Origin of the sequence: Chryseobacterium glaciei (assembly GCF_001648155.1) — a bacterium.
In the GTDB taxonomy this organism is placed as follows: Bacteria; Bacteroidota; Bacteroidia; order Flavobacteriales; family Weeksellaceae; genus Chryseobacterium; species Chryseobacterium glaciei.
Genome location: NZ_CP015199.1, coordinates 3,834,354 through 3,860,144, shown reverse-complemented (window position 1 = coordinate 3,860,144; position 25,791 = coordinate 3,834,354). Strand labels below are relative to the sequence as shown.

The 25,791-nt window shown below is 33.7% G+C and carries 26 protein-coding genes; 11 read left to right on the top strand and 15 right to left on the bottom strand.

What is annotated here, in order from left to right:
- Nucleotides 1–29: 29 nt before the first annotated feature.
- From A0O34_RS17310 to tpx (A0O34_RS17295), 4 genes are all read right to left on the bottom strand, one after another.
- Nucleotides 30–1,241 carry a DUF763 domain-containing protein gene (locus A0O34_RS17310; protein WP_066757412.1) on the bottom strand — a complete coding sequence of 404 codons (1,212 nt, stop codon included), beginning with the start codon at nucleotides 1,239–1,241 and terminating at the stop codon, nucleotides 30–32.
- Between the two features lie 140 nt (nucleotides 1,242–1,381).
- Nucleotides 1,382–1,771: a glyoxalase superfamily protein gene (locus A0O34_RS17305; protein WP_066757409.1), complete on the bottom strand. Its 390-nt coding sequence runs from the start codon at nucleotides 1,769–1,771 to the stop codon at nucleotides 1,382–1,384.
- Between the two features lie 60 nt (nucleotides 1,772–1,831).
- Nucleotides 1,832–3,343 carry a T9SS type A sorting domain-containing protein gene (locus A0O34_RS17300; protein ID WP_066757406.1) on the bottom strand — a complete coding sequence of 504 codons (1,512 nt, stop codon included), beginning with the start codon at nucleotides 3,341–3,343 and terminating at the stop codon, nucleotides 1,832–1,834.
- Nucleotides 3,344–3,515: 172 nt separating this feature from the next.
- The gene (tpx, locus tag A0O34_RS17295; RefSeq protein WP_066757403.1) at nucleotides 3,516–4,013 is read right to left on the bottom strand and encodes a thiol peroxidase; all 498 of its coding nucleotides are present in this window, start codon (nucleotides 4,011–4,013) and stop codon (nucleotides 3,516–3,518) included.
- Between the two features lie 168 nt (nucleotides 4,014–4,181).
- Here tpx (A0O34_RS17295) and A0O34_RS17290 point away from each other — a divergent pair, with 168 nt between their 5' ends.
- Nucleotides 4,182–6,401: an NADP-dependent isocitrate dehydrogenase gene (locus A0O34_RS17290; protein ID WP_066757400.1), complete on the top strand. Its 2,220-nt coding sequence runs from the start codon at nucleotides 4,182–4,184 to the stop codon at nucleotides 6,399–6,401.
- A gap of 270 nt (nucleotides 6,402–6,671) precedes the next feature.
- Here the strand turns inward: A0O34_RS17290 and A0O34_RS17285 are convergent, their stop codons facing one another.
- Nucleotides 6,672–7,010 carry a winged helix-turn-helix transcriptional regulator gene (locus A0O34_RS17285; RefSeq protein WP_066757398.1) on the bottom strand — a complete coding sequence of 113 codons (339 nt, stop codon included), beginning with the start codon at nucleotides 7,008–7,010 and terminating at the stop codon, nucleotides 6,672–6,674.
- 103 nt (nucleotides 7,011–7,113) lie between these two features.
- Between A0O34_RS17285 and A0O34_RS17280 the strand changes: the two genes are divergently transcribed.
- The 7 genes from A0O34_RS17280 to A0O34_RS17250 all read left to right on the top strand — a co-directional run bounded on the left by A0O34_RS17280 (nucleotide 7,114) and on the right by A0O34_RS17250 (nucleotide 12,901).
- Nucleotides 7,114–7,860, top strand: a complete 747-nt coding sequence (locus A0O34_RS17280) for an SDR family oxidoreductase (RefSeq protein WP_066757395.1) — start codon at nucleotides 7,114–7,116, stop codon at nucleotides 7,858–7,860.
- A gap of 191 nt (nucleotides 7,861–8,051) precedes the next feature.
- Nucleotides 8,052–9,035 carry a heme-binding domain-containing protein gene (locus A0O34_RS17275; protein WP_066757393.1) on the top strand — a complete coding sequence of 328 codons (984 nt, stop codon included), beginning with the start codon at nucleotides 8,052–8,054 and terminating at the stop codon, nucleotides 9,033–9,035.
- Nucleotides 9,035–9,475 carry a hypothetical protein gene (locus tag A0O34_RS17270; RefSeq protein WP_066757390.1) on the top strand — a complete coding sequence of 147 codons (441 nt, stop codon included), beginning with the start codon at nucleotides 9,035–9,037 and terminating at the stop codon, nucleotides 9,473–9,475. The genes A0O34_RS17275 and A0O34_RS17270 overlap by 1 nt, the downstream gene beginning before the upstream one ends.
- 152 nt (nucleotides 9,476–9,627) lie before the next feature.
- The gene (locus tag A0O34_RS17265; protein ID WP_066757388.1) at nucleotides 9,628–10,644 is read left to right on the top strand and encodes a sensor histidine kinase; all 1,017 of its coding nucleotides are present in this window, start codon (nucleotides 9,628–9,630) and stop codon (nucleotides 10,642–10,644) included.
- The gene (locus tag A0O34_RS17260; RefSeq protein WP_066757387.1) at nucleotides 10,625–11,392 is read left to right on the top strand and encodes a LytR/AlgR family response regulator transcription factor; all 768 of its coding nucleotides are present in this window, start codon (nucleotides 10,625–10,627) and stop codon (nucleotides 11,390–11,392) included. The genes A0O34_RS17265 and A0O34_RS17260 overlap by 20 nt, the downstream gene beginning before the upstream one ends.
- A gap of 117 nt (nucleotides 11,393–11,509) precedes the next feature.
- Entirely contained in the window at nucleotides 11,510–12,283 is a 774-nt protein-coding gene (locus A0O34_RS17255; RefSeq protein WP_066757385.1) for a DUF1223 domain-containing protein, read from the top strand.
- 225 nt (nucleotides 12,284–12,508) lie between these two features.
- Nucleotides 12,509–12,901, top strand: a complete 393-nt coding sequence (locus A0O34_RS17250) for a DoxX family protein (RefSeq protein WP_066757382.1) — start codon at nucleotides 12,509–12,511, stop codon at nucleotides 12,899–12,901.
- Between the two features lie 126 nt (nucleotides 12,902–13,027).
- On the opposite strand, the gene A0O34_RS17240 is transcribed toward A0O34_RS17250, so the two are convergent.
- From A0O34_RS17240 to A0O34_RS17225, 4 genes are all read right to left on the bottom strand, one after another.
- Nucleotides 13,028–14,020 carry an MBL fold metallo-hydrolase gene (locus A0O34_RS17240; RefSeq protein WP_066757376.1) on the bottom strand — a complete coding sequence of 331 codons (993 nt, stop codon included), beginning with the start codon at nucleotides 14,018–14,020 and terminating at the stop codon, nucleotides 13,028–13,030.
- Between the two features lie 42 nt (nucleotides 14,021–14,062).
- Nucleotides 14,063–15,064: an aldo/keto reductase gene (locus A0O34_RS17235; protein WP_066757372.1), complete on the bottom strand. Its 1,002-nt coding sequence runs from the start codon at nucleotides 15,062–15,064 to the stop codon at nucleotides 14,063–14,065.
- Between the two features lie 88 nt (nucleotides 15,065–15,152).
- Nucleotides 15,153–16,058 (bottom strand): helix-turn-helix domain-containing protein, encoded by a 906-nt coding sequence (locus A0O34_RS17230; protein ID WP_066757370.1) that lies wholly within the window; start codon nucleotides 16,056–16,058, stop codon nucleotides 15,153–15,155.
- A 256-nt stretch (nucleotides 16,059–16,314) separates the two neighbouring features.
- Complete coding sequence (locus A0O34_RS17225) at nucleotides 16,315–16,740, bottom strand: hypothetical protein (protein WP_066757367.1); 426 nt, start codon at nucleotides 16,738–16,740, stop codon at nucleotides 16,315–16,317.
- 289 nt (nucleotides 16,741–17,029) lie between these two features.
- Here A0O34_RS17225 and A0O34_RS17220 point away from each other — a divergent pair, with 289 nt between their 5' ends.
- A complete protein-coding gene (locus A0O34_RS17220; protein WP_228394305.1) occupies nucleotides 17,030–17,368 on the top strand; it encodes a GNAT family N-acetyltransferase in 339 nt (112 codons plus the stop codon).
- Nucleotide 17,369: 1 nt separating this feature from the next.
- On the opposite strand, the gene A0O34_RS17215 is transcribed toward A0O34_RS17220, so the two are convergent.
- On the bottom strand, nucleotides 17,370–18,467 hold the full coding sequence (locus A0O34_RS17215) for an MBL fold metallo-hydrolase (RefSeq protein ID WP_066757365.1): 1,098 nt from the start codon (nucleotides 18,465–18,467) through the stop codon (nucleotides 17,370–17,372).
- 175 nt (nucleotides 18,468–18,642) lie between these two features.
- Here A0O34_RS17215 and A0O34_RS17210 point away from each other — a divergent pair, with 175 nt between their 5' ends.
- On the top strand, nucleotides 18,643–20,139 hold the full coding sequence (locus tag A0O34_RS17210; RefSeq protein ID WP_066757360.1) for a S41 family peptidase: 1,497 nt from the start codon (nucleotides 18,643–18,645) through the stop codon (nucleotides 20,137–20,139).
- A 42-nt stretch (nucleotides 20,140–20,181) separates the two neighbouring features.
- Here the strand turns inward: A0O34_RS17210 and A0O34_RS17205 are convergent, their stop codons facing one another.
- The 3 genes from A0O34_RS17205 to A0O34_RS17195 all read right to left on the bottom strand — a co-directional run bounded on the left by A0O34_RS17205 (nucleotide 20,182) and on the right by A0O34_RS17195 (nucleotide 23,153).
- Complete coding sequence (locus A0O34_RS17205) at nucleotides 20,182–20,784, bottom strand: hypothetical protein (protein WP_066757358.1); 603 nt, start codon at nucleotides 20,782–20,784, stop codon at nucleotides 20,182–20,184.
- Between the two features lie 85 nt (nucleotides 20,785–20,869).
- Entirely contained in the window at nucleotides 20,870–21,364 is a 495-nt protein-coding gene (locus tag A0O34_RS17200) for an RNA polymerase sigma factor (protein WP_066757354.1), read from the bottom strand.
- A 160-nt stretch (nucleotides 21,365–21,524) separates the two neighbouring features.
- Entirely contained in the window at nucleotides 21,525–23,153 is a 1,629-nt protein-coding gene (locus A0O34_RS17195) for an NADP-dependent glyceraldehyde-3-phosphate dehydrogenase (RefSeq protein ID WP_066757345.1), read from the bottom strand.
- Between the two features lie 324 nt (nucleotides 23,154–23,477).
- Here A0O34_RS17195 and tpx (A0O34_RS17190) point away from each other — a divergent pair, with 324 nt between their 5' ends.
- Nucleotides 23,478–24,047, top strand: a complete 570-nt coding sequence (gene tpx, locus A0O34_RS17190) for a thiol peroxidase (RefSeq protein WP_082891263.1) — start codon at nucleotides 23,478–23,480, stop codon at nucleotides 24,045–24,047.
- 67 nt (nucleotides 24,048–24,114) lie between these two features.
- Here the strand turns inward: tpx (A0O34_RS17190) and A0O34_RS17185 are convergent, their stop codons facing one another.
- Together A0O34_RS17185 and A0O34_RS17180 are read right to left on the bottom strand one after the other, a co-directional pair.
- Nucleotides 24,115–24,720 (bottom strand): TonB-dependent receptor plug domain-containing protein, encoded by a 606-nt coding sequence (locus tag A0O34_RS17185; protein ID WP_066757343.1) that lies wholly within the window; start codon nucleotides 24,718–24,720, stop codon nucleotides 24,115–24,117.
- A 66-nt stretch (nucleotides 24,721–24,786) separates the two neighbouring features.
- Nucleotides 24,787–25,725: a tetratricopeptide repeat protein gene (locus tag A0O34_RS17180; RefSeq protein ID WP_066757342.1), complete on the bottom strand. Its 939-nt coding sequence runs from the start codon at nucleotides 25,723–25,725 to the stop codon at nucleotides 24,787–24,789.
- Between the last annotated feature and the right edge of the window lie 66 nt (nucleotides 25,726–25,791).

The following is a 25,791-nucleotide window of genomic DNA, read 5'->3' as shown; positions in this document are numbered from 1 at the left end:
CGTCTCCGCTTCCTAAGTCGAAAAAAATATTAGAATAAAGAAAGCTGAATCGATTTTGGACTGGAAGGTTTCTGAGCATCTCCGAAAACCGTTTTCCCACCAAAACGCCAAGAATTTTGTCTTTCCTCTTCAATAACTTCTTGAATATCAAAACTTGGAATAAAATCTTTTTCAGTAGCTTCAACAATTTGATGAAGCTTATTTAATGTTTTTAATTTGTCCGAATTGCCAAGCTTAGATTTTTCAATTCCTGACTTAAGAATTTGGATACTTTCATCATAAACATTCGTTGGAACAGGAAACGGATGACCGTCTTTTCCACCATGAGCAAAGGAAAATCTTGCCGGATCTTTGAATCTTGAAGGCGCACCGTGAATAACCTCGCTCACCAAAGCCAAAGACTGCATTGTTCGTGGTCCGACGCCTTCTAACAATAATAAATCTTCGAAATTCTGCGGTTGCTGTTCTCGGGTTACATATAAAAGCGCTCCGAGACGTCTTAAATCTACATCAGAAGCCTGAACATCGTGATGATTGGGAAGAATTAATCGTGAAAAATCACTCATAATTTCTGCGGAATCGGTGTGAGAAATATCTAAAATTCCTTTTCGGTTTTCTGATGCTTCTGAATCTGTCAGGTTTAAAATTGTTCCTCTCGAAATTCCATTAATTCCCGTGTGGGGTTCTTCAATAAAGGATTTTATGTTTTCCGAATGCCAATGGTAACGTCTTGCGGTTCCGTCGGATTCATGCATTCCCTGCTGAACAACGCTCCAATTTCCGTTGTCTGATACGATAAAATTGTGTAAATACAATTGATAACCATCCTGAATTGCCGTATTATCAACCTTTGCGGAAAGTTTGCTTGCTCTGACCAACTCTGTTCCGTTCAAGCCTGTTTTATCAGCAATTTGAAGTAATTCTGAGGGTGTTTCTCTGGAAAACTTTCCTTTTCCGCCACAAATATAAAGTCCTAGCGATTGTGAATTAGGATTGATAGATCGTTTTAAAGCGCCCATCACGGAAGTTGTGATACCTGAAGAATGCCAATCCATTCCCATCACAGCACCAAAACTTTGAAACCAAAATGGATCAGAAAGTCGACGAAGAACTTCATCTTTTCCGTAATCTGCCAAGATAACTTCAATAATTGAAAGTCCGAGAATCGACATACGCTCGTACAGCCATGGCGGTACTTTGCCATAGTGAAGGGGTAAATCTGCTGTTCCGGAGCGTTTCATTTATTGTGTAAAGTTAGTTTTAATATGATAAAATATTAATGAGTTGAATCATTAATTTAAACACAAATTTCACAAATATTTTCCACGAATAAACACTAATTATTTGTAAAAATTAATGCTAAAGTTAGTGTGATTTGTGTTTAAAATAAATTTTTATGCTTTTCTTCATCAAACTTTTCATTAAAAATAATTTTATTTCCGAAAGGATCATCGACGGTGAAAGAAATGGCTTCGTAAAAGGTTTTTTCCAATCCAGGGCGGTTGTATTTGTATTTTTTGCCAATCAGTTCTTTGTGATAATCCGGAATACCTTCACCCCAAATGAAAACGCGACTTCCGGGAGTTCCATCGCCGTGATGCTCGCTTAAATGAAGAATAATATTGCCTTTTTTAACCTCCATATAAACGGGAGTATTGTCTTCAAAATGATGTTCCCAAATGATTTCAAATCCAAGCCAGTCGATATAAAATTCTATGGTTTTTTGATAATCAAAAATTCTTAAAATTGGGATAACTTTTTCAGCTCTCATAATGTAGGTTTTATTTCCAATAATAAGAAAAAGCACCCTTTTCAGGATGCTTTTTTATTATTAATTTTTAATTATTTTCTTTGTTATGCTTTTGTCTTTATTTTTAATTTTCAGCATATACATTCCTTTAGGAAGATCATGAACGCTGATACTATTTTCATTTTTCCCGGATCTTATCAAACTTCCGCTTACAGAATACAACTCAAAGTTTTCCAGTTTTTGATCAGAATACAATACATCTTTTACAGGATTCGGATATACAGAAAGCTCTTTTATGTCTGCTGTCAAATCATTAGTCCCCAAAGATAAAGGCGTCGACCCATTGAATCTTGCCAGGAAAATATTAGTTGTCCCCGCAGATCCACAAACCATTATTTTTCCGTCACTCATAATATCCATATCCTGAATAACAGATAAATTACCGTATCCCTGTTGAGTTTTTCCGTTGGTTCCGAAGGTTGTATCTAAATAACCGTTGCTTGTAACTCTTATTAAACCTATATCACTATAAGATCCTGAAGTAATAGTTCCTGCCAATAAAATTTTCCCGTCTGAAAGCAATTTCATAGCATAAGCCGTATCATCAGATGATCCTATGGCAGTTGTAAAAATACCCGCTGAATTAAAAGAAGTATCTAATGTACCGTTAGCATTCAATCTTACTACGGCAAAGTCATCTCTGCTGCTAGTGGAAAGTAATGCGGATCCACCCATTAAGATTTTTCCATTGCTTTGAAATGCTATTGCAACAGGTTTGTCATTAAATGACGGAGCAATTACCACAACATGCTTTCCATCTGAACTGAATGATGTATCTAAAGAACCATTTGAATTGTATTTCGCAATACCAAAATCAGCAAAAATATTTGATGATCCCGCTCCGTAAGTATAGCTGCCAACTGCAAATTTACCGTCGTTATTTATAGCAATACAAGTTGCCGCATCATGATTTCCTGCAATATCTGTTGTAATCTTTCCGTTGGTTCCAAATGTGTTATCCAATGTTCCGTCTGTATTTATTCTTGCAATCGCAACATCTCTGTAAGATCCTGTGAAAGAATGCCCGGCTACCAGAATTTTACCATCAGTTTGTATTGCTACAGCATTTGCAATATCTTCATTGCTACCAAAAGCAACAGTAAGTTTTCCGGTACTGTTAAATGTAGTATCCAATGTTCCGTCTGCATTTAATCTGATAACAATAAAATCTTTTCTGTTAGCGCTTCCTGCATCTTCCCAATATCCTACCGCTACGATTTTTCCATCCGGCTGTATTTTCATATCATTTAGTACAGCATTTTCTCCACCTAAAGATATTGATGTCGAACCTGATATTCCAAAAGTAGTGTCTAATTGATTTGATGAACTGAATCTATAAAATTTAAAGGAACTATTCGTACTATAAGTACCAATCACCATTTTTTGATTGGCATCAATCTCAATAGATTTTCCGTAAGCTCCGCTATTATGGACATAAAATCCTGAATTTCCGTAAGTTGTATCTAAAAACCCGTCCTGTGAGAACCCTAATGCAAAGATCAGGGTTGATAAAAATGTGAAAATTTGTTTCATTGATTATTTAGTTTTTTGCAAAACTATCTTTTTTACAAATAAAATGCAACAATCACAGTGAAACAATTCAAAATATTAATTAACAAATAATTAACATGCGAATTATTTTCACACAAAAAAGCCCCGTAAGATATTTCACAAGGCTTTCTATAGAAAAATTATTATTTCCTTATTATTTTAAAGCTGAAAGAGCTGCATCATAATTTGGTTCATCAGCAATTTCTGAAACCTGCTCTGTGTAAACCACTTTATTATCAGCATCAGTTACAATTACAGCACGGCTTAAAAGTCCTTTCAATGGAGAATCTGAGATCGTTAATTCATTATCATCACCGAAACTGCTTCTGAAATCTGAAAGCGTTTCAACATTATTTAGTCCTTCAGCTGCACAGAATCTTCCTAATGCAAACGGTAAATCTTTAGAAACATTGATTACAACAGTATTTTCTAAGCTTGAAGCTTCTTCGTTGAATTTTCTTGCAGAAGATGCACAAGTCGGAGTATCAATACTTGGAAAAATATTGAAAACTTTTTTCTTTCCGTCAAAGTTTTCCAATGTTTTTACATTTAAACCAGAATCTACCAAAGCAAAATCTCTGATGGTAGTTCCCACTGATGGTAAAGTTCCTATTGTGTTTACTGCGTTTCCTTTTAAGGTAATATTTGACATAATTTATTTTTTAAGGTTTTTCAAATTTAATGAAAATCAAAACTTTTTTAATGAAACAAAGGTTAAATTAATCTTAAAGTGGAAATTCTTATTTAGGATTAATCTAAAAAAATTAAATTTTAACTAAATTTGTGGAACTTAAAATTTCAAATAACAAATAACAGTATAATGTCAGACAAATCAAAAATCTATTACACCCTTACGGATGAGGCTCCAATGTTGGCAACACACTCGTTTTTACCGATTGTAAAAGCTTTTACAAAATCAGCTAATATTGAGATTGCAGTTCCGGATATTTCTTTGGCAGGGAGAATTTTAGCAAACTTCCCAGAATTTTTGAAAGATGATCAGAAGATCGGTGATGCATTGGCAGAATTAGGTCAATTGGCTACTCAACCGGATGCAAACATTATCAAATTACCCAATATTTCAGCTTCTGCACCTCAATTAGATGCGGCTATCGCTGAATTACAGTCTAAAGGTTTCGCAATTCCAAACTATCCTGCAGAGCCTAAAAATGACGACGAAAAAGCAATTAAAGCTAAATATGCTAAAGTATTAGGAAGCGCTGTAAACCCTGTGTTAAGAGAAGGAAACTCTGACAGACGTGCTCCAAAAGCTGTTAAAAACTATGCAAAAGCAAACCCTCACAGAATGGGAGATTGGGCTTCTGATAGCAAAACTGACGTTGCTCACATGGACAACGGAGATTTCTACGGAACTGAAACTTCTACCACGCTTGAAAATGCTACAAAATATAAAATCGTTTTCAAAGGAAATGACGGTGCTGAAACTTTATTAAAAGATTTCGCAGGTCTTCAGGCTGGAGAAGTTATCGATTCTTCTGTAATGAACTTAAACGCTTTAAGAGCTTTCGTTCAACAGGCTATCGACGAAGCTAAAAACAAAAACGTACTTCTTTCTGCTCACCTGAAAGCTACGATGATGAAGATCTCTGATCCAATTATTTTCGGAGCGATCGTAGAAACTTTCTTCAAAGATGTTTTCACTAAATATGCTGAAACGTTCAAGTCTTTAGATGTGAATCCAAACAACGGTCTTGCTGATCTTTTCGATAAAATCAAAGGAAATGCTCAGGAAGCTGACATTAAAGCTGATATTGAAACTGCTTTAGCAAATGGACCAAGAGTGGCAATGGTAAATTCTGACAAAGGAATTACAAATTTCCACGTTCCTTCTGATATCATCGTTGATGCATCTATGGCTGCTTTGGTAAGAGGCGGAGGAAAAATGTGGAACAAGGAAGGAAAAGAAGAAGATACAGTTTGTATCATTCCGGATCGTTCTTACGCAGGTTTCTATCAGTCTGTAATTGACGACATGAAAGCACACGGAAAATTAGATCCTACAACAATGGGTTCAGTTCCGAACGTTGGTTTAATGGCTCAAAAAGCTGAAGAATACGGATCTCACGACAAAACTTTCCAAGCTACAGCTGAAGGAACAATTGAAGTTCAGGATGAAGCTGGAAATGTTCTTCTTTCTCAAAAAGTAGAAAACGGAGATATTTTCAGAATGTGTCAGACTAAAGATGCTCCAATCCAGGACTGGGTAAAATTAGCCGTAAACAGAGCAAGACTTTCTGAAACTCCTGCTATTTTCTGGTTGGATAAAGGAAGAGCTCACGACAGAGAAATGATCAAAAAAGTTGAAAAATATTTAGCTGATCATGATACAAACGGACTTGATATTAAGATTCTTGATGTTAAAGACGCAATGACGGAAACATTGAAAAGAGCAAGAGAAGGAAAAGATACAATTTCTGTTTCAGGAAATGTATTGAGAGATTATTTAACGGATCTTTTCCCAATCCTTGAACTTGGAACTTCTGCAAAAATGCTTTCTATCGTTCCATTAATGAATGGTGGTGGTTTGTTCGAAACGGGTGCCGGAGGTTCTGCTCCAAAACACGTTGAACAATTTTTGGAAGAAGGGTATTTAAGATGGGATTCTCTAGGTGAATTCTTGGCTCTACAGGCTTCTTTAGAGCATTTAGCACAAACTCAAGGGAATACAAAATCTCAGGTTTTAGCTGATGCATTGGATGAAGCAAATGCTAAATTCTTAGCGACAGACAAATCTCCTGCAAGAAAAGTTGGACAAATCGATAACAGAGGTTCTCACTTCTATTTAGCAATGTATTGGGCTGAAGCGTTAGGAAATCAAACTGCTGATGCTGATTTAGCTGCACAATTTGCTCCGGTTGCAGAAGCAATGCAGGAAAACGAAGAAGTAATTAATGCTGAATTAATTGGTGCTCAAGGTAAACCTCAAAATATTGATGGTTACTTCAAAACTGATACATACAAAACGTATGAAGCAATGAGACCAAGTACAGTTTTAAATGAAATTATTGACGGAATTTAATTTTCAGATTTAATATAAATGAAAAGCTCCTTTTTAAGGGGCTTTTTTAGTTTAATTGAAACACAAATAATCACTAATATTTTTCACAAATGACACAATAAAAGTGACCGTGAAGTTTGTCGTTCCGGAGGAATCTAAGCAAATATTTTAAGTTTTGGCTAAAGCCAATTTGATTTTTCATTTTATTTAAACGGGCTAAAGCCCGATGCTATAAAGCCTTTATAAATTGTGCTATTTGTGAAAAATATTTGTGTCATTTGTGTTTAAAAACTAAATCTTATCCTCTACAATCACTTTCCGATGTTCTCTTCCCCAATTAATCATTTCCGCAATAATATTTCCAAACGTTCTGCAATATTCAGTCGGCTCATATTCAATTAAAACAGGAGTTTCAGGGTAAACATTTCGTTTGACCAATTTGTTTAATTCCATGTCTTTCAATTCCTTTGATAGCATTCTTGTTGTGATTCCAGGGATGCTTCTTTCAATTTCACGAAAACGTTTGTTGCCGTTACAAATGGCATTAATAACAGGAATTCGCCATTTTCCACCAATAAAATAAAGGGTGTCCTGTAATGCTCTCAACTCTTCGGTTTGATCTCTTTCCATGTCTGCAAATTTACGTGATATAACTGATGATATTGATATACTCTGTGATACTGATTACAAAAGTATATCAATTTGAAATAACTTTGTCAAAAATTTAAAAGCAATGAACAAATTTAGTAACAAACTAGCCATTGTAACTGGTGGAAACAGTGGAATTGGTTATGCGACCGCAAAAGAATTAATCTCTGAAGGAGCAAAAGTAATCATCACAGGAAGAAGAAAAGAAGCTATTGAAAAGGCAGCTGAAGAATTGGGAGCGATTCCTTTTGTGGCGGATCAGTCAAATCTTGATGATCTTGACACATTACAAAAAGAAGTCGAAAATCAATACGGAAAAGTGGATATATTATTTATCAATGCCGGAGTGACAGGAGGTTTAATTCCTATTGAAAACATGAGTGTTGAGAATTTTGATAATGTAATGAACATCAACTTCAGGGGAGCATATTTTACATTAAATAAATTCATTCCTTTGTTGAATGAAGGGGCTTCTGTTGTTTTATTATCTTCGATTGTCGCATCAACCTACAAACCCAACAGTTCGGTTTATCAGGCAAGTAAGGCAGCATTAAATTCAATTGCAAAAACGGCCGCTGCGGAATTGGCACCAAGAAAAATCCGAGTAAATATAGTAAGTCCGGGACCGACAAAAACGGAAATCATGTCGAAAGCAGGTTTAGATGAAGAAAAACTGAAAGGTATCAACGAATGGCTGATCGACACTATTCCTTTGAAAAAAATGGGAACGGCAGAAGATGTTGCTAAGTTGGTTGTTTATCTGTCTGATGACAACGTCTCAAGCTTCATGACTGGAACAGAAATCGTTATTGACGGCGGAATGTTGTTGTAAGTAGGAAGAAAGGAAGCTGGAAAAGGGAAGATTTTACACATCGTTAAACTTCCAGCATCCAGCTTCAAACTTCCTTACTTTTTAAACCTCAAAATTTCCATTTTCACCTATTCATTTGTCCGGTTCACCTAATTTCAGATTTTAAAATCTTACTTAAGACTCTACTTTTGAGCCATAAAAAATGATATAATATGGACTCAGTAAACAAAAAACGAAAAGTAAAGCCTATAGCCCTAGCATTTTTGTTGATTATAGGACTATTTACAGCTCTACAGCTTTTCAACCAACCTTTAGAAGGGAAATCTGTTGCAAAAAAAATCGAAGCGCCCCGCGAAGTTCTCACCATCTTAGAAAACTCTTGTTTTAATTGTCATTCAAATCAGCCGAATTTAAGTTGGTATGATAAAATTGCTCCAATTTCTTGGGCAGTCAATAAAGATGTAAAAAGAGCCAGAGAAGTTTTGAACTTTTCGGAATGGAATTATTCTGCAGGTGAACATCAGGGTAAAATGTATGCCATTTTAAATATGATGCAAAGCGGAAAAATGCCACTTCACAATTACACATTACTTCATCCTTCTGCAAAAATTACTACAAAAGATGTTGAAACGATTAAAAAATATACCCTTTCACTATCCAGTGTTGCTCCCGCAAAAAACGAATTGAAAGATATTCATCAAAATATCGAAATTTCAGAAAATAAAACATTTTCAAAATTTCTGATTTCTCCAAACGGAGTAAAATATACAGACGATTACAAAAACTGGAAAGTCATTAGCATGAGTACACTTTTCGATAATTCAATCCGTGTCATTTATGGAAATAATATTGCAGTAAAAGCTATCGAAACAGAAAATTTTCATCCTTGGCCAAACGGAAGTATCGTTGTAAAATCTGTTTGGAAACAGGAAAAATTACCTGATGGAGAAGTGAGAGCGGGAGAATTTGTCAATGCTCAATTCATGGTCAAAGATGCTGAAAAATATACTGATACCGAAGGTTGGGGATTTGCAAAATTTTCAGGAAAAGACCTTCATCCAACAGGAAAAACAGCTTCGTTTGCCAAAGAATCATGTATTGCTTGCCATCGTCAATTAGCTGAAAAAACAGGATATTTATTTGATGTTCCAATGAAAGTAAATATAGAAAGATTAATTAAAAACCTTCAGAAATAATGAAAAAAATACTATTCATCATCCTATCAGTTTGCGCTTTATTCACTGCGTGTAAAATTGACGAACCGGATAAAGATTTAAAACGTGTTGTTTTTGATCCGGGGAATTTGAAATTCATTTCAACATCATTAAATATAACAAAAGAAACATCATCAGCTTTGTATGGAAATCAAGAAGCTTTAGAATCATTATCAAGTGAAAATAATCAACCAAAAATTGGTTCTGTGATAAAGTTAGTCACCTGGAAATATCACGAAAATCCACAATACATCGGAGGAACTATAAGCGGTGAGCTTTTAAGCGTAGAAACCATTAAGACAGATAAAACCGGAAAAATTTCTTATCAAATACAGAATACGTCAAAAACTGAAAACATTCAACCCAATAAAGAAGAAAGAATACAATATATCATGAGTTATAAACCCGTCGTAAGACCTTAATAATTTTTTAGTAAATGGTGAATTTTGCTTCGCTTGTGAATAGTCAATCTATAAGACTCCAACAATTCACGAGCGAAGCAAATTGACTATTCACAATTGACAAAATAATAATTAAAAATATTAACTTAACCTCTTTAAAATCTACAGTTGTCATGCAACAACAAAAAATAAAAATTTCACAAGCCATCATTTGGATAAGTTCCTTGTTTTTAGGGATATTATCTTCTGTTCCGCAATTGGCGTCGCATGACTTTAACCTGAAAGAAGCTATCGTTAATTCGGCTATAACATCGGCATTTTCAGTGATTATGTGGTACCTCAACATTTATATGCTAAATCGGAATTCAGGGAAAAGAAGACAGAATATTTCTTATTCAAGATTGATGATTGTTTTAGCTTTCGGGATGGTTATAATGTTTGGTTTGGCTTGGATTCAACAGCTTATTTTATCACATATTAATTTTGGTCCAACTATGCTAATGATTGAGGTTCGTGGGATTTTAATCAACCTTGTTTGCTATATGTTTTTAACGTTGCTTCAAAACAATTATGCAGGTCAACAAGTTCAGCTTGAATTGGAAAAAGTGAAAAGTGATAATCTTGGTGCTCAATATGAATTGTTAAAACAACAGGTCAATCCTCATTTTCTTTTTAACAGCTTAAATACTTTAAAATCAATGGTTGAAACTCAGGATTCAGAATCTGTTGATTTCATTATGAAACTTTCTGATTTTTATCGTTTTACCTTAGAAAGCAGAAAACTAGATCTTATCACCGTTCAGGAAGAAATGAAAACTTTGGATTCGTATCTTTTCCTGCAAAAAGCGCGTTTTGGTGAAGGAATTACATTTACTAATGAATTAAATGATGAAGTTTTAAAAACATTAATTCCGCCTTTTACATTACAATTATTAGTTGAAAATTGTATTAAACATAATATTGTTTCGAAAAGCAAACCTTTACATATTAAGATTTATAATACCGAAGATAAAATCATTATTGAAAACCCGATTCAGCGGAAAATGATTCCTGAAGATTCTTTGGGAGTTGGCTTAAATAACGTCAATATGCGTTACAAACATCTGTTAGAAAAAGAGATCAACATTCTTGACGACGAGAAAATTTTCCAAATAAAACTACCTTTTATCCATGAATATAATCATTATTGAAGATGAATTTCGAGCAGCTAAATCACTTCAAAATTTATTGTTAGAATTAAAACCTGATTCCAAGATCATTGATGTTTACGACAGCATTGAAACCAGCGTTGAAGCTTTATCAAAAGGCATCAAAGCTGATTTGATCTTTATGGACATTCAACTTTCAGACGGACTTTCTTTTGAAATTTTCAAGCAAGTAGAAATTACCTTTCCGGTAGTTTTTTGTACTGCTTTTGACCAATATATGCTGGATGCTTTTAAAAGTAAAGGCGTAGATTATGTTTTAAAACCATTTTCGCGAGACGATATTGCCGAAGCCTTAAAAAAAGTAGACGAATTAAAGACGTTTTTTCAAAAAAATGAATTACCTGAATTGGAAGCGCTTCTGCAAAAGATTAATCAGCCACAATCGAGTGGTAAAACCAGTTTTTTAGTTTTTAAAAATCAAAAATACACAACAATTCCAACAGAAAACATTGCTTATTTTTATATTCATAATGAAATTACACATCTTATGACCTTTGATAAACAGCAATTTCAGCTGAGTCAAACGTTAGGACAAGTTGCAGAACAGGTTTCTCAAAAACAATTTTTCAGGGTTAACCGACAATACATTATAAATTTCACTGCAATCAAAGAAATGGAGCATTATTTTCAGCGAAAAATTCTCGTTAAATTAACCGTTGAAACTCCCGAACAGCTCTTAATTAATAAAGAAAAATCACACAGTTTTTTCACTTGGCTAGAAGATCGTTAATACTTAAAAAATTTCAGTTTTATATTTTCAAGGTTCACCTCGCAATTTGTCCGGTTGAACCTTTTTTGTATTCTTTTGCGTCGAAAAGGTGTCTACTTTTGAATCAAATTAAAAGAAATGATACTAAAAAACTTAATAGGAACAGCCGCTTTTATAGCATTGATGTTCATAGTCTCCGCTTTTGTTTACAAGAATAAAACTGAAGAATCCCATAACAATTTATCATCCAAAAACAACGGTTTTGCCGTCCTGGAATTGTTCACTTCAGAAGGCTGCTCAAGCTGTCCGCCTGCCGATGCTTTGATGGGGCAAATTGCAGAAGAATACAAAGACAAGCCTGTTTATATTCTCGCTTACCATGTTGATTACTGGAATAAACTGGGCTGGAAAGATCGTTTCAGTAGTCCTCAAAACTCTCAACGTCAGCAAGATTACAGCAATAAATTAAGTTCTCAGGTGTACACTCCACAACTTGTTGTTAATGGAAAAAGTGAATTCGTAGGTTCTGATAAAAACGCTGTAGAAAATGCTATTTCCAATGCTTTATTTGGTTCAGAAGACATTACAATTGATTTAAAAGCTAAAATTATTTCTAAAGAAATCACTTTTGATTATAAAATTTCAGCGTTGAATTCTAAAAATAAGCTTTTGATCACTTTTGTAGAAAAAAATTCGTCAACCAATGTTGGCGGAGGCGAAAATGAAGGCAGGCATCTACAGCATTGGCAGATCGTTCAAAAACAATATCCGGTTTTATTAAATAGCGCGGAAGGAACTATAAAATTTCCACTTCCTAATAATTTCAATACGAATGATTGGGAGGTAATCGGATTGGTTCAGAATACGAAAAGCGGGGAAATTGTAAGCTCTACGAAAGCTTTATTTCAATAAATAATTTTCACGGTTTTAAACGCAAAGACGCAAGGTTTTCACTTTTCATACAGCTTTAAGGCGCAAAGATTTTATCTGCGATAAAATTGACGACGTGACAAGAAATTATTTAAAATCTCCGATTTTCTTGCGCCTTAAAACGGAATATTATTAACTATCCCTTGCGCCTTTGCGATTATCCAACAACAAATAAAAATAATAAACAACCTTAAAATAATAAAAATTATGAAAACAAAAACATCAAAAATCATCTATTGGTCAGGCGCAATCTTTATGTCTCTTTGGTTTGGAGCGAGTGGCTTTTTTGAACTGACAAAAAATCCTGTGGTTTGGGACATTACGCTTCAGTTAGGCTATCCATCCCATTTTATTTACATCCTTGGAATATTTAAACTGGCGGGAGTGATCGTTCTTTTACTTCCAAACAGATTGTTAAGGTTGAAAGAATGGGTTTTTGCAGGAATGTTTTTCGATATTATTTTCGCATTCTTTTCTAAAATTGCAGTTCTCGGATTTGCTTCAACCATTGATGCGATCGTGGCATTTACAGTACTTTCAATGACTTACCTATTATTTAGAAAAATTTATCCTCAGGAATTAATTTTTGAAAAAATTTAAAGTAAAAATAAATTTCATCCGTCTCTACTATTGCACAACGATATGTAACAATATCAACTTTTCTTATGTTAAAATAAATCCTCCCAGCAATGAGAGGATTTATTGTTTTAATAATGGGTTGAAAATTTAATTCATAAATACTTCTGGAAACCATTCAAAAGCATTACCATTTTTCTTTGTAAAACCTAATCCTGGCCAAGGCAAATGATAAGCAAAAGCTCTGATTTTGGTTTCAGCCAATTGCTGAAGCAGTTTTTTACGTGATGCGATCGCAATATCAAGATCTGTATCTCCGAAATATCCCCAATCCGGATGCGGAAAAAGAATGACATCAGAATGAATTAAATCTGCGATATAAAGTAGTTTCTCGTTGCCCGAAGAAATCGTCATAACCGTTAAACCTGGTGTATGTCCGGGTGCTAATTGAAAGTTAAAATTATCATATAAAGATTTATTTAAATCGTAAAATTTTAACTTTGGCTGAATAGCTTTCAATACATTCTGAATACCCGGAATAATCTGCTTAAGTACATCTGGCACAGTTTTTAAAATACTGTTGTTGAAGTCTTTAATCGTCGCCTGCATCCAAAAGTCATGTTCAACTTTTGAAATGAAAATATTGGCGTTTGGAAAAACAAGTTTATTTTGTTTATCAACCACTCCGCCAATATGGTCAGGATGTGCATGAGAAAGGAAAACATCTGTAATATCTTTTGGTGAAAACCCTGCTTTTTGAAGACTTTTAACTAAAAATCCGGTTCTTTCATCAGCGAAGATTCCTATTCCGGCATCTAGTAAAATCAGTTTATTTTTTGTTTTCACCAACAGAACATTCATCGCCATATCTACGTATTCATCGGATCGGAAATTATCTTTAAGAATTGATTTTAATTCTGAAACATTTCCTCTCGGAGCAAAAGATTCTAAATTTTTCTCATGAATAAATCCATCCGTTAAAATGAATAGATCAAGCTCCCCCAATTTTATCTTTTTAAAACCTGAAAGATCATCTTCTAGACTCAATTTTGGTTCATTGGTGGCCGCGAAAGCATTGGAAAATGGAATAATACTCAACGTTCCCGCCAATATTCCTGTTTTTAAAAGTTCTCTTCTGTTCATGGTTTAAATGGTGTTTTTTAATTATCAAATTAAAATTTTCACTTAATTATTCACCAACTTCATAGAACCTTCACTGTATCTTTCACCAATATTTGGATATTTTTTCAAGATAGAATCAATGGTATCAAGATCAGATTGAGAAAGCTCAATATTCGTAGCTGCAATATTTTCTTCTAAATATTTGATACGTTTTGTTCCCGGAATTGGAATGATGTCTTCGCCTTGATTTAGAACCCAAGCTAAGGCCAACTGCGTTCCTTTTATTCCTTTAGATTCAGCTAAATCATTGAATTCTTTGGCTAAATTTTTATTATTTTCCAAACTCTCATTTTGATAGCGCGGAAGAGATTTTCTGAAATCATCATCGCCGAAGTTTTGAGCTTCATTGATATTAGCAAAAAGACCTCTTGCCAAAGGTGAATAAGGTACCAACGTAATTCCAAGTTCTCTGATAGTGGATAAAATTTCTTTCTCTACATCTCTCGTAAGAATAGAATATTCTGACTGCAAAGCCGTAATCGGATGAATTTTATTAGCTTTTCTAATCGATTCCGGTGAAGCTTCCGATAAACCAAGATATTTTACTTTACCTGCTTTTACCAGATCAGACATCGCTCCAACTGTTTCTTCGACAGGGATATTTGGGTCAACTCTATGTGCATAATAAAGATCTATTTCGTCAATCTTTAATCTTTGTAAACTTAGATCTACTGCTTTTTTGATCCATTCCGGAGAGCCATCGAAATAAGTTCCGGGAGCCCCGCTGTGACTAGCTTTTCCGTCTTTAAACCTGAATCCGAATTTTGTAGCAATAAAGATTTTATCACGATTCGGAACCAAAACTTTTGAGATCAGTTTTTCATTTTCACCGTTTGCGTACATATCAGCAGTATCCCAAAAATTGACTCCAAGATCCAACGCTTTATGTAAAGTGTTGATACTTTCCTGTTCGTCTGCGGGTCCATACGCAAAACTCATTCCCATACATCCTAAACCAATAGCAGATAACTGCTCTCCTGTGTTTCCTAATTTTCTGAATTTCATAATTGATTGTGATTTTAAATTATAAGAACAAAATTAGAACAAGAACTTTTAATATTTTATATAGAATTCAAACTAAGAATTATAAAAATCAAACAAGAGAATTTCTTAATGAATTTGGAGTAAGCCCGGTTTGCTTTTTAAAATAATTGGTGAAATAGGCAGGTTCTTCAAAACCTAATCCATAAGCAATTTCAGAAATATTCCAATCTGTGTGCTGTAATAATGCGTTTGCTTCTTGAATTATTCTTGAAGTAATCTGCTGACTTGTCGTTTTACCCGTAATTTCTTTTACAGAACGATTCAATGAATTGACATGAATGGAAAGACTTTCTGCATAATCAGTTGGAGTTTTCAGTTTAAGATAAGCCTCTGGACTATCAATTGGAAACTGTCTTTCAAGCAATTCCATAAATAATGAAGCAACTCTTTGTGAAGCATTCTGATAATGTTCAAAATTTTCGGCAGGGTTTATTTTCATCGTTTCGTGTACCAAAAGATGGAGATAAGCGCGAAGCATGTCGTATTTATGAATGTAATCTGACTGAATTTCAACCATCATTTTTTGGAAAATTTCAGAAACTGACTTCTTTTGTTCATCATCAACAAAGAAAATCGGTGTTCCACCAATTTTGAAAAGCTGAGAATCCTGCAGATTTCCCAAACGGTTTCCATTTTGCAAAAACTGATCCGAGAAAAGGCAAAACCAACCCGTTTGATCCTCATTATCAGCTTCCCAAGAGTAAGGAACCACGGGATTTGAAAACAATAATGCAGGTCTGTCAACATGAATCCACTTATCCGCATAATGAAGTTTTCCTTTTCCGATGATTAATGAAATTTTATAATAATCTCTCCGGCTGTAAGGTGTTATCAATGAACAATCGTCTCGGCTAAAGACATTAAAATGCCCAATTCCCGGAGTTGTAGCGCCTTTGAAAGTTATATTATTTACATTACGCTCGTAAAATTCGCTTATTGTTTCTGATGTTTCCATGATTCAAAGTTATAAAATTCAAACAAGATGTAGTATCAAAAAAATGAATATTGCTTTTGGTAATAATTTTTTTAACGCAAAGTCTGCAAAGTTTTTTTATAAATGATTCCTTTGATTTTAACTTCGCAAAGGCGTTCTACTTAGCAAATTTCACAAAGATTTTTTGATTATATCAGATTGCTAATAATGATTATAAAAAAAATGACCGATCTTTCGACCAGTCAAGTTAAAAATTGAATATATAGTTGATAATAGGTTAATGTTTGTGACCTTTTCCGTTATCTTGTTTATAATTTTTGGATTTTTTGGTCATGTGTTTATATCGTTTGTCGTTGTTTTTATTTCTGTTATAAACAGCCGTAGGGTTTTGACCTTTATAATATTTAGTTTTGAATTTCTGATATTTTTCTCTACCTAAAATCCTTTCAATTTCAGAATATCTGTCTTCTTTCCATCTGTCCGGATTGTTTACGTATACCCTATTAAAAGAGTTATAATCGTGGTACCTGTCGTTGAGTGAATTTAACTCGTTTGTCTGTGTTTTTGACAATAATAAATCTACAGCCACGGTCTGCCAATTTACATCTGTCACACTTCTTCTATAATCATTGTAGTATTCTGATTGTGCATAACTAAGACTAAAAGTTCCTACAAAAAACGCTGCTAATAATATCTTTTTCATTTTATTTAAATTTTACTATAATAGTATTCTCAATTAAAATGCCAAATCAATACAACGTCTTCACAATCTTTGTTAAACATTTCACAAATGGCTGATGGGTTGGGGCTTTAGTGTTTTAGTGTTTTAGTGTTTTAGTGTTTTAGTGTTTTAGTGTTTTAGTGTTTTAAAATTAAACAGTGCTTTTATTTAAATACTAATATCATTAATAAATTTTTCACAAATTACACGAATGCTTGCGCTTTTTGTATTTCAGTTTCATTTTAAATTTGTAATTTTAAAGGAAAGAAGTTTGAAAATAAATTTCGAATTCAATATTCATTCAACCCAAATCTTAATCATTATGGAAAATATAAAATTCGAAATATCTCCATATCAAGATGAATTGCAGATATTAATTGATGGAAAAAAGGCAGGCTATATGTCTATAAAAATCGACGGCAGGCTTCTCATTGTTTATTATACTAAACTTAATGAAGAGCATGAGGGTCATGGATTTGCCAAGTTGCTTCTGGATGAATTGGTACGCTACGCCGAAGAAAAGGATCTACTCGTAGACCCTGAATGTGATTTTGTAAGACAGCAGTTTGAAAATCATCCCGCCAGATATAAAGATATTTGGCACGCCTAAATTAATCTTCCCACCAAACTTTAAATTGATTGTCGGTTTTATTTAAATCAACAGTTTCACCGATTATTGGCGTAAGAATATGTAGATTTTTGTCTTTTCCGAGAGTTGTAATTTTTTGTAAAGGTTCATTCCAAGCGTGAAGTGCCAACGCAAATTTTGAAGAATGAACCGGAATTACATTTTTAGCTTTTAGGTCTAAACATGCCTGAACTACATCTTCCGGCAGTCCGTGAATGTATTTCCAGGCTTCGTTGTATTGTCCGTTTTCGATGATGATGTAATCAAATGGTCCATATTTTTCACCAATCATTTTAAAGTGTGTGTCGTAACCGCTGTCGCCCCCTAAAAATATTTTCTTCATCGGAGTTTCTAATACATAAGAGGTCCAAAGTGTTCCATTTCTCTTTACATTTCTGCCTGAGAAGTGTCTTGCAGGCGTAAAAGTTATTTTGAGATCATTTTTCAAATCAAAAGAAGATCCCCATTCATCTTCAATAATTTGGTTTTCTTTATACCCCCATCTTTCAAGATGAGCACCAACGCCCAATGGCAGAATCACCTTTCCTACTCTATCTTTTATAGATTTTACCGTCGGATAATCCAGATGGTCAAAATGATCGTGTGTAATTACTAAATAATCAATATTCGGAATATCTTCAGGCTTAAAAATATCTGATCCCGCAAAAGCTTTATTGAAAAATTTGAATGGCGAACCATATTTACTGAGAACAGGGTCTATCAAAAAAGAAACGCCATCTGTCTGAATATAATACGACGAATGCCCCAACCAAATGTAAACATCTTCGTTTTTCGGAATACTTTTAAGGTCTGTATGAACGGATGGAATAGGCTTTAACGGTTTCAATAAAGGATCTTTTTTAGCAAAAAAGAAATCATATAATACGGTTGTCATTCCGTACCCTTCTGTGATTGATGGAGTATAACTAAGATTTTGAAACTGCTTGTTTTTGTATAACTTAGATTGTTTCACACGTTCCAATCTCTTGCCTTTAGGCGCTTCACCAAAAACTTCCTGACCGGTTACTATGAAATATGCCGCGACTAATAAAACGACAACTGTGATAATTATATAGATCATTTTCTTGAAAAAATAGGGTTCAAATGTATAACTTTTAATATTACATGACGATTGGGAAACGAGAATCCTTTATTTTTAACTAAAATTATAATCTATTTTGAATAATTTATTACTCATTTATTGAATGGTAATTGTAAACCTTTTAATTTAGCCGATTGAAAAAAACTCAAACACATTGAAAAACTATTCGGTAATATTAATTATCATCATTCTGGCTTCCTGTTCTTCTGCAAGAAAGCAGCGTGATCAGCAGGATAATTATATTTCGTCCGAAAAACTTAAACAAGATGTAGATTTTGCTTATTATAAACTCAAGCAAATGCATCCTCAGCTTTATCAGTATATTTCACAAAAAGATTTAGATCATAAAATCGACAGTTTAAAACAAACTCTTGATAAACCTCTTACCCCAACACAATTTTATTTCAGGTTACAACCTATTATTACGAGTATCAGACAGGGACATCTTTCTCTGCAATCTCCTAATGAACTTTCTAAGGAAGATATTTTAAAGATCAAAAAGCGTTTGTTTACGCGTTTCAGATACCGTATTCAGGATAATCATTTATATATTGTTGAAAATAAGGATTCTTTACACAATATAAAACCCGGAACAGAGCTGATCAGCATTAATGATATTCCCGTTTCTCTTTATATTGAAAAATATAAAAAATTAATAAGCAGTGACGGCTTCAACACCACTTTTCAGCCTTATTATCTGAAAGATATGTTCTTCCATTTCTATACTTTAGAAAATGGAATTCTGAACAGTGCAAAAATTGAAACTTCCTATAACGATCAAAAACAGACCTTCATTCTCCATCGAGAAGAAGAACCAATTTTGTGTGGTGAAAAGAAAAAAACAATGCCATCAACAAGCAATAATTCGTTCAACAGGAGTTTTAAATTTTTAGATGAAAATAATTCTACAGCGTATTTAAAAATCAAAAAATTCTCCCATTCAGCTTCTGATAAATTCTATAAAAATACCTTCGCTGAAATAAAGGATGCTAAAACATCAAACCTCATCATTGATATTCGTAACAATTACGGAGGTTCTTTGGAAGAGATTAATGAACTGTATTCCTATATTGCTACTCAGCCTTTTGTGTTGATAAAGCCTTCACAGCTTAATTCAAGTCTTACTCCGTTAAAAACCAATTACTTTAAGAAAAGTTCAGCTTTAGAATATGCCGTAAAAGGGGTAACTTATCCAACCTATGTTTTTCTTAAAGCCCTCAATACCTACAAAGGAAAAGATGGAAAATCTTACTATAAAATTAAAGCCGACCACGTAACCCAACCCAATAAAGATGCTTTTCAGGGGAAAGTTTTCGTTTTGGTAAATGGTGGAAGTTTTTCTTCATCCTCCATTTTCAGTTCTAAATTAAAATATGATAGACGCGCCACTCTGGTGGGAGAAGAAACTGGCGGAGCCAATGATGGAAGCGTGGCCGGATTTTATTCTTATCAGGTTCTTCCCAATTCAAGGCTGACATTACCGATAGGTTTGCTTCTTGTGAATCCGAATATTATCCTTTCTAATACTCAAAAAGGAGTTATTCCTAATATTGTCATTCCGCAGACTTTGCAGGATATTATTGAGAAAAAAGATGTTCAGCTAGATTGGATAAAAAGTGAAATTGAGAAAGAGAAAGAAAATTTAAAATGATAATTTAACGGTTTCGGCGGGCTTTCAGCCCGCCGAAACTATTTATTGATTCAATTCTTTCAAAAGATTCTCAATTTTGGTGATATGCTTACCGTAAAAATATTTGAACCACCAGTTTCCAACGAGATATAACATGAATAATCCAATTGAAACAGAGCCGATAAGTGTTGTGGCAATCTGCATATCCGATAAAGGCTGTGGATGAGGGATACACTCAATAACGATAATGAGTTCACAAACCAAAAACGGCACAAAACTCAGATAAAATGAAACATAGTACTGTTTATTTAGATTTAACTGATAGAGAAGATCCTTCAAAGAATCATAGGTTTTCAACATTGGGCTTCCCATTTCCTTATATAATTTGAAAAATTTACTAAAGAAAAAAAATGTCACTATAGCCATTGAAGCCAATAATATGGTGATATAAAATTTAAATTTAAACGGTGCTTCAGGAATAGGAATCCAAACAACCATAAATCCGAAGATAAATATTCCGATGGTTGATAAAAATTCCATTCTCATATTTTTGCGCATTTTTTCCAGCGGAAGATTGATTTTATTCTTCTGTTCAATGCTTATTTCGGGAGTTTCTTCAAAAATGTCATCTTCATTCCATGCATTTTTTAGTTCGTCTATATTCATAATGAGTTATTTTTTTGTTAATGAGTTGCGAGATGCGAGGGTTACAAATTCAAATCAAACTCGAATCCCGAATATCGCAACTCGTCTATTTTGAATTTAAGATATCTTTCAGTTTATTTTTGGCGCGGTTCATTTTCACTCTCACATTTACCTCAGAAACACCCATTTGTTCGGCAATTTGTTTACCTGAAAAATCTTCAAGATAATAGAAAATAAAAGCTTTATCGATTGGATTTAACTGATTGATTGCTTTATACATTTCAGCCAGCTTTTCTTCCTTATCATGATCATATTCATCCTGAATGATCTTGTAATTGGAAAAATCTTCATTAGCAATAAAACTTCTTTTTTTCTCTGATTTTAAGAAAACAATTGCGGTGTTAAGAGCAATTCTATACAGCCAGGTTGAGAATTCACTTTCGCCTCTAAAGTTTGAATAAGCTTTCCAGACCTGATAGGTGATCTCCTGAAAAAGATCGTCGCGATCGTCTTTTTCATCCATATACATTTTAGAAATCTTGAAAATGATTCCTTTATGTTTTTCAATTTTAGCTAAAAATTCCTGTTCTAATGAGGTCATGGCTTTTTACTCTATAGAGTTAGTTCAGTTTTGAAAATAATGTTACAGTTTTTTTGAAAATTAATAAAAAAAGCCCGACAGAAAGTATTCTATCGGACTTTTTATTTATCTCCACAAAAGATTTTACTCTTTTATGATTTAAGAATTAGTCAGTTTTAATTTAAAAAATATAATCTGTACTTAAAAAATTAGAATCATGTTCTCTTACAATTGTATTCAATAATTTTTTATTAGAGTCAGTTAATTTTGCAGCCACCAAAGATCGGATCGAGAACGAACGAAGCGCATCAAAAACCGAAAGCGTACCTTCTGCACTGTCTTTTCTTCCTGTAAACGGGAAAACATCGGGGCCACGCTGAGCCTGACAATTAATATTAACACGGCTTACCAAATTCACAAAAGGATCAATTAATTTTGAAACTTCCAACGGATCTTCACTGAAAATACTCACCTGCATTCCATGATCTGCATTTACCTGATACTCGATCGGCTCATCAATATCTTCAAAAGGAACGACTGGAATTATTGGGCCAAATTGTTCTTCATGATACAGTTTCATATCACTGTTCACGGGATAAACAACAGCTGGAAATACGAAAGATTCTTCGTTATAACCTCCGTTTTCATTTAAAACTTTCGCTCCTTTTGCCAAAGCATCATCAATACATTCTTTCAGATAAGGTGGTTTATTTACTTCCGGAAGTGGTGTAATTTTCACGTCCTTTTCCCACGGAAGTCCGGCTTTTAAAGCCGAAACTGCAGCCGTTAATTTTTGAGTAAATTCTTCTGCAACATCTTTTTGAACAAATATCAACTTAAGCGCCGTGCAACGTTGACCGTTAAAAGAAAGCGCGCCTAAAATACATTCACTCACCGCAACATTCAGATCAGCATTTTTAGTAACAATCGCTGCATTTTTTGCATCTAAACTTAAAATAGCCCTTAAACGATTCACCTTTGGATGAAGTTTTTTCAATCCGTTGGCGACTTTACTTGAACCGATGAAAGCCAGAACATTAATTTTTCCACTTTCCATGATTGGGGTGATAATCTCTGACCCTTTTCCGTACAAAGTATTCACCGTTCCTTTCGGGAAAGCTTCTTTGAAAGCATTTAACAATGGATAATGCGCCAAAACGCCATGTTTAGGAAGTTTAAACAAGATCGTATTTCCCATAATCAAAGCAGGAATCAATGTTGTGAAAATTTCATTTAAAGGATAATTAAATGGCCCCATACTCAACACAACGCCAAGTGGAGCGCGACGAATTTGAGCAATCGTTCCTTCCGCCTGTTGGAAACGGGAAGATTCTCTGTCTAAATCTTTTAAAGCATCAATGGTTTGGTTGATATAATCTACTGTTCTGTCGAATTCTTTGGTTGAATCTGGTAACGTTTTTCCGATTTCCCACATTAATAATTTAATGATCAGATCTCGTTGTTCGATCATTAAGTACACAAACTTCTGCATACATTTGATACGACCTTCAACCGACATTGTAGGCCATTCTCCAAGACCATTGTCATAAGCTTTTACAGAAGCTTCAAGAACTTCCATCGCTTCTTTTGGGCCGATATTTGGAATACTTCCCAAGAGTTTTCTTTCCAAACCGTTTTCTGTGGGAATACAGATGGGAGAATAAATATTGGTGACTTCTCCGCTCCACTCTACCAGTTCGCCATTGAGAAGATAGGTTCGTTGGTGAATTTCGGGAGCTTTATATTCTTCGGAAATTTCGTTTTCGCTTTTAAAAATTTCGTGAAATGATGCGTTATTTGCTGAATCCATAAATCTTTTTATTTGTTTAATAATTTGAGTGTAAAAATTTGAATAGAATAAAGGTAGACGTAAAATTTGATTTTAAAAAGAGGAGATTAATAGATTCGCTCTATTTAATGGGTATTTGAATTAAAATTAACATCTGTTTTTGATAATTTTATTTTTAACGCAAAGAACGCAAAGATTTATTGACTACTAACTGTTTTTAAGGTTCGCAAAGGCGTTCTACTCAGCAAAGTTCACTAAGGTTTTTCAATTAAATCAAAATTACGAATCATCATAAAATTAATGTTAGATACTGGAAAAAAGAATAATTTTGCTAAAAATAAAATTATGTTTTCAAAATTAATTTTCAGCACGGTATTATTTTTCTCTGTGTTGAGCTTTGCTCAAAATGCTAAAACGGAAAATACCGTTTTGATGGGAGGAAAACCTGTACATACTTATGCTAAATTGCCCTCAGTAAATAAAGCAGCTCCAAAATTTACGCTTACAGACGTTACCATGAAAGATCAAACTCTTGATTCTTACAAAGGAAAATACATGATCTTAAATATTTTTCCGAGTGTAGACACGGGTGTTTGTTCGGCTTCTGTACGTCATTTTAATGAAGATGCGGCGAATATTCCGAACACGGTTGTTCTTTGTATTTCTAAAGATCTGCCTTTTGCTCAAAAAAGATTTTGTGGCGCAGAAGGAATCAAAAATGTTGTAATGCTTTCTGATTTCCGTTCTGATTTCGGGAAAACTTACGGTGTAGAAATTACAGATTCTATGATGAAAGGCCTTTTAAGCAGAGCGGTTATCGTGATCGATCCTTCAGGAAAAATTGTTTATGAAGAGCAGGTTGCTGATATTTCGCATGAACCGAATTATGAAGCAGCGATTAAGGCGGTGAAATAGTCCGTTTTAAATTTTATAGAAATAACAAGACTCAGCTGTGTGCTGAGTCTTGTTTTATTTAAATCTGTTAAGTTTTATTTTTTCTGTTTTTAAATTTCTTTTTAGTTGTAATAATAATGACTCCATTCTGAGCCGGAGCACCGTATATTGCCGTTGCAGAAGCTCCTTTCAGAACATTTACTGTTTTTATTGAATTAGAATCGAGCGCTTCAAAATCCTTTAAACTAATTACTTTACCATCCAATACCACCAAAGCTTTCTGGTCATTTCTTACACCTGAACTTATGCCACCAACCGTCATCTGTCTTCTGCTTAAAGTATCTTTTGGCTGATTAATGACTACTCCCGGCACTTTATTTATCATTACGTTAGGTTTATTTTCCTGTGCCTGTAAGGAAACAAATCCTCCTGTTGTAAGGATAAAACCCACTGCAAACTTCACAAAAATTGAATTAATATAAGAGTATTGCAAATTTCTATTGAGTTGCGAATCATAAAAATTACCACAAATATCTTTGTCTGCAGCATTAGAAATAACCTCAATAATTTCATCATCCGAAGCAACGGTAAAATCCCGAACAGTTTTAGAACAGACAGAACAAAATCTTCCTTTTTCCGCGGGAGTCATCATTTCCCAGTTTTCATGACATGGTTTTGGTATGGTAAGTTTCATAACATTGCTTTTATATAAAGATGCTATGTTTTTGGAAAAGGTTGGAAAGCAGTATTAAATTTTTAATTATTTAAGCATTGTAAAAATTTTCTTTCTAAAAGTGAAAACAATTAATCCTGAAAAAATTAAAGCAAAAACAGAAATAATCATTCCCATTAATTGAGATCTTCTTGTTGGTTTTATTTGATATTTTACTTCTCTTATTACTTTTCTTTCAACATTATCAATAACTTTTGGAGAATAAAGTTTCATTCTTTCATCTAAAATAGGATCATTAAAACCGTATTTTTTCGCTAATTTATAATCTTCCATTGCATCTTCTTTATCTCTATATAAGTAAGAAACATTTCCTAAATCAAATAAAAGGTGAGCTATAATTTTATCTTTTGGTTGTACAAAAGAAATCCTTTCATTTAATTGATAATAAAGACTTGCTCTAAAATCATAAAGACTTCTTCTGTCCATATCGGATTTAGGTATTTTATCTTTTCCAAAATCTTTTTCTAGTAAAAACTGTGATGTTATATATTTTTCACCTTTAATTTTAGCTTTTAGAATATTAACATGAATCCACTCCGAGCCAAAATGGGAACTTGGATTAAGTTGCACTCCTTTCTTAATCCATTTCAAAGCTTCAGTATTGTTTCCGATTAATTCATAAGCTGTTCCGATATTGGAAGCCGTGGAATATCTATTCGGATGCAATTTTTCAATTCCTTTATAAAGGTCAATCGCTTCCTGATATTTTCCCAGAATGATAAGTATTAAACCTTTATCTGATAAATACTCTATCTTTTTAGTTTCCTTATAATCTTTATCAAGGGATAATAAAATTTCTTTTAATTCTTGATCCCCCCAAAAACTATGACCATAAGGAATAAATCCGTCATAGTCTTCATAAAGAGTTATTCCGTTTTCCAGTTTTAAGGTTTCCCCATTCAGACAAGCAGCAGCAGGAACCGAAAAAATGATTGCGAAAATTAAACTAAAAAAATATTTTTTCATGTTAATCAAATATATAAAAAAGTTGTTTTGTTACAAATGACCTTAAAACAAACCTCCGGAAATGTA

Excerpts from the sequence above, each read along its gene's own strand:
- A0O34_RS17305 (WP_066757409.1), bottom strand. The coding sequence starts at position 1,771 with ATGAGAGCTGAAAAAGTTATCCCAATTTTAAGAATTTTTGATTATCAA.
- A0O34_RS17205 (WP_066757358.1), bottom strand. The coding sequence starts at position 20,784 with ATGAATATAGACGAACTAAAAAATGCATGGAATGAAGATGACATTTTT.
- A0O34_RS17235 (WP_066757372.1), bottom strand. The coding sequence starts at position 15,064 with ATGAAATTCAGAAAATTAGGAAACACAGGAGAGCAGTTATCTGCTATT.
- A0O34_RS17180 (WP_066757342.1), bottom strand. The coding sequence starts at position 25,725 with ATGAAAAAATATTTTTTTAGTTTAATTTTCGCAATCATTTTTTCGGTT.
- A0O34_RS17280 (WP_066757395.1), top strand. The coding sequence starts at position 7,114 with ATGAACAAATTTAGTAACAAACTAGCCATTGTAACTGGTGGAAACAGT.
- A0O34_RS17300 (WP_066757406.1), bottom strand. The coding sequence starts at position 3,343 with ATGAAACAAATTTTCACATTTTTATCAACCCTGATCTTTGCATTAGGG.
- A0O34_RS17275 (WP_066757393.1), top strand. The coding sequence starts at position 8,052 with ATGGACTCAGTAAACAAAAAACGAAAAGTAAAGCCTATAGCCCTAGCA.
- tpx (WP_082891263.1), top strand. The coding sequence starts at position 23,478 with ATGTTTTCAAAATTAATTTTCAGCACGGTATTATTTTTCTCTGTGTTG.
- A0O34_RS17290 (WP_066757400.1), top strand. The coding sequence starts at position 4,182 with ATGTCAGACAAATCAAAAATCTATTACACCCTTACGGATGAGGCTCCA.
- A0O34_RS17195 (WP_066757345.1), bottom strand. The coding sequence starts at position 23,153 with ATGGATTCAGCAAATAACGCATCATTTCACGAAATTTTTAAAAGCGAA.
- A0O34_RS17225 (WP_066757367.1), bottom strand. The coding sequence starts at position 16,740 with ATGAAAAAGATATTATTAGCAGCGTTTTTTGTAGGAACTTTTAGTCTT.
- A0O34_RS17265 (WP_066757388.1), top strand. The coding sequence starts at position 9,628 with ATGCAACAACAAAAAATAAAAATTTCACAAGCCATCATTTGGATAAGT.
- A0O34_RS17255 (WP_066757385.1), top strand. The coding sequence starts at position 11,510 with ATGATACTAAAAAACTTAATAGGAACAGCCGCTTTTATAGCATTGATG.
- A0O34_RS17215 (WP_066757365.1), bottom strand. The coding sequence starts at position 18,467 with ATGATCTATATAATTATCACAGTTGTCGTTTTATTAGTCGCGGCATAT.
- A0O34_RS17240 (WP_066757376.1), bottom strand. The coding sequence starts at position 14,020 with ATGAACAGAAGAGAACTTTTAAAAACAGGAATATTGGCGGGAACGTTG.
- A0O34_RS17270 (WP_066757390.1), top strand. The coding sequence starts at position 9,035 with ATGAAAAAAATACTATTCATCATCCTATCAGTTTGCGCTTTATTCACT.
- A0O34_RS17260 (WP_066757387.1), top strand. The coding sequence starts at position 10,625 with ATGAATATAATCATTATTGAAGATGAATTTCGAGCAGCTAAATCACTT.
- A0O34_RS17310 (WP_066757412.1), bottom strand. The coding sequence starts at position 1,241 with ATGAAACGCTCCGGAACAGCAGATTTACCCCTTCACTATGGCAAAGTA.
- tpx (WP_066757403.1), bottom strand. The coding sequence starts at position 4,013 with ATGTCAAATATTACCTTAAAAGGAAACGCAGTAAACACAATAGGAACT.
- A0O34_RS17200 (WP_066757354.1), bottom strand. The coding sequence starts at position 21,364 with ATGACCTCATTAGAACAGGAATTTTTAGCTAAAATTGAAAAACATAAA.
- A0O34_RS17250 (WP_066757382.1), top strand. The coding sequence starts at position 12,509 with ATGAAAACAAAAACATCAAAAATCATCTATTGGTCAGGCGCAATCTTT.
- A0O34_RS17285 (WP_066757398.1), bottom strand. The coding sequence starts at position 7,010 with ATGGAAAGAGATCAAACCGAAGAGTTGAGAGCATTACAGGACACCCTT.
- A0O34_RS17185 (WP_066757343.1), bottom strand. The coding sequence starts at position 24,720 with ATGAAACTTACCATACCAAAACCATGTCATGAAAACTGGGAAATGATG.
- A0O34_RS17230 (WP_066757370.1), bottom strand. The coding sequence starts at position 16,058 with ATGGAAACATCAGAAACAATAAGCGAATTTTACGAGCGTAATGTAAAT.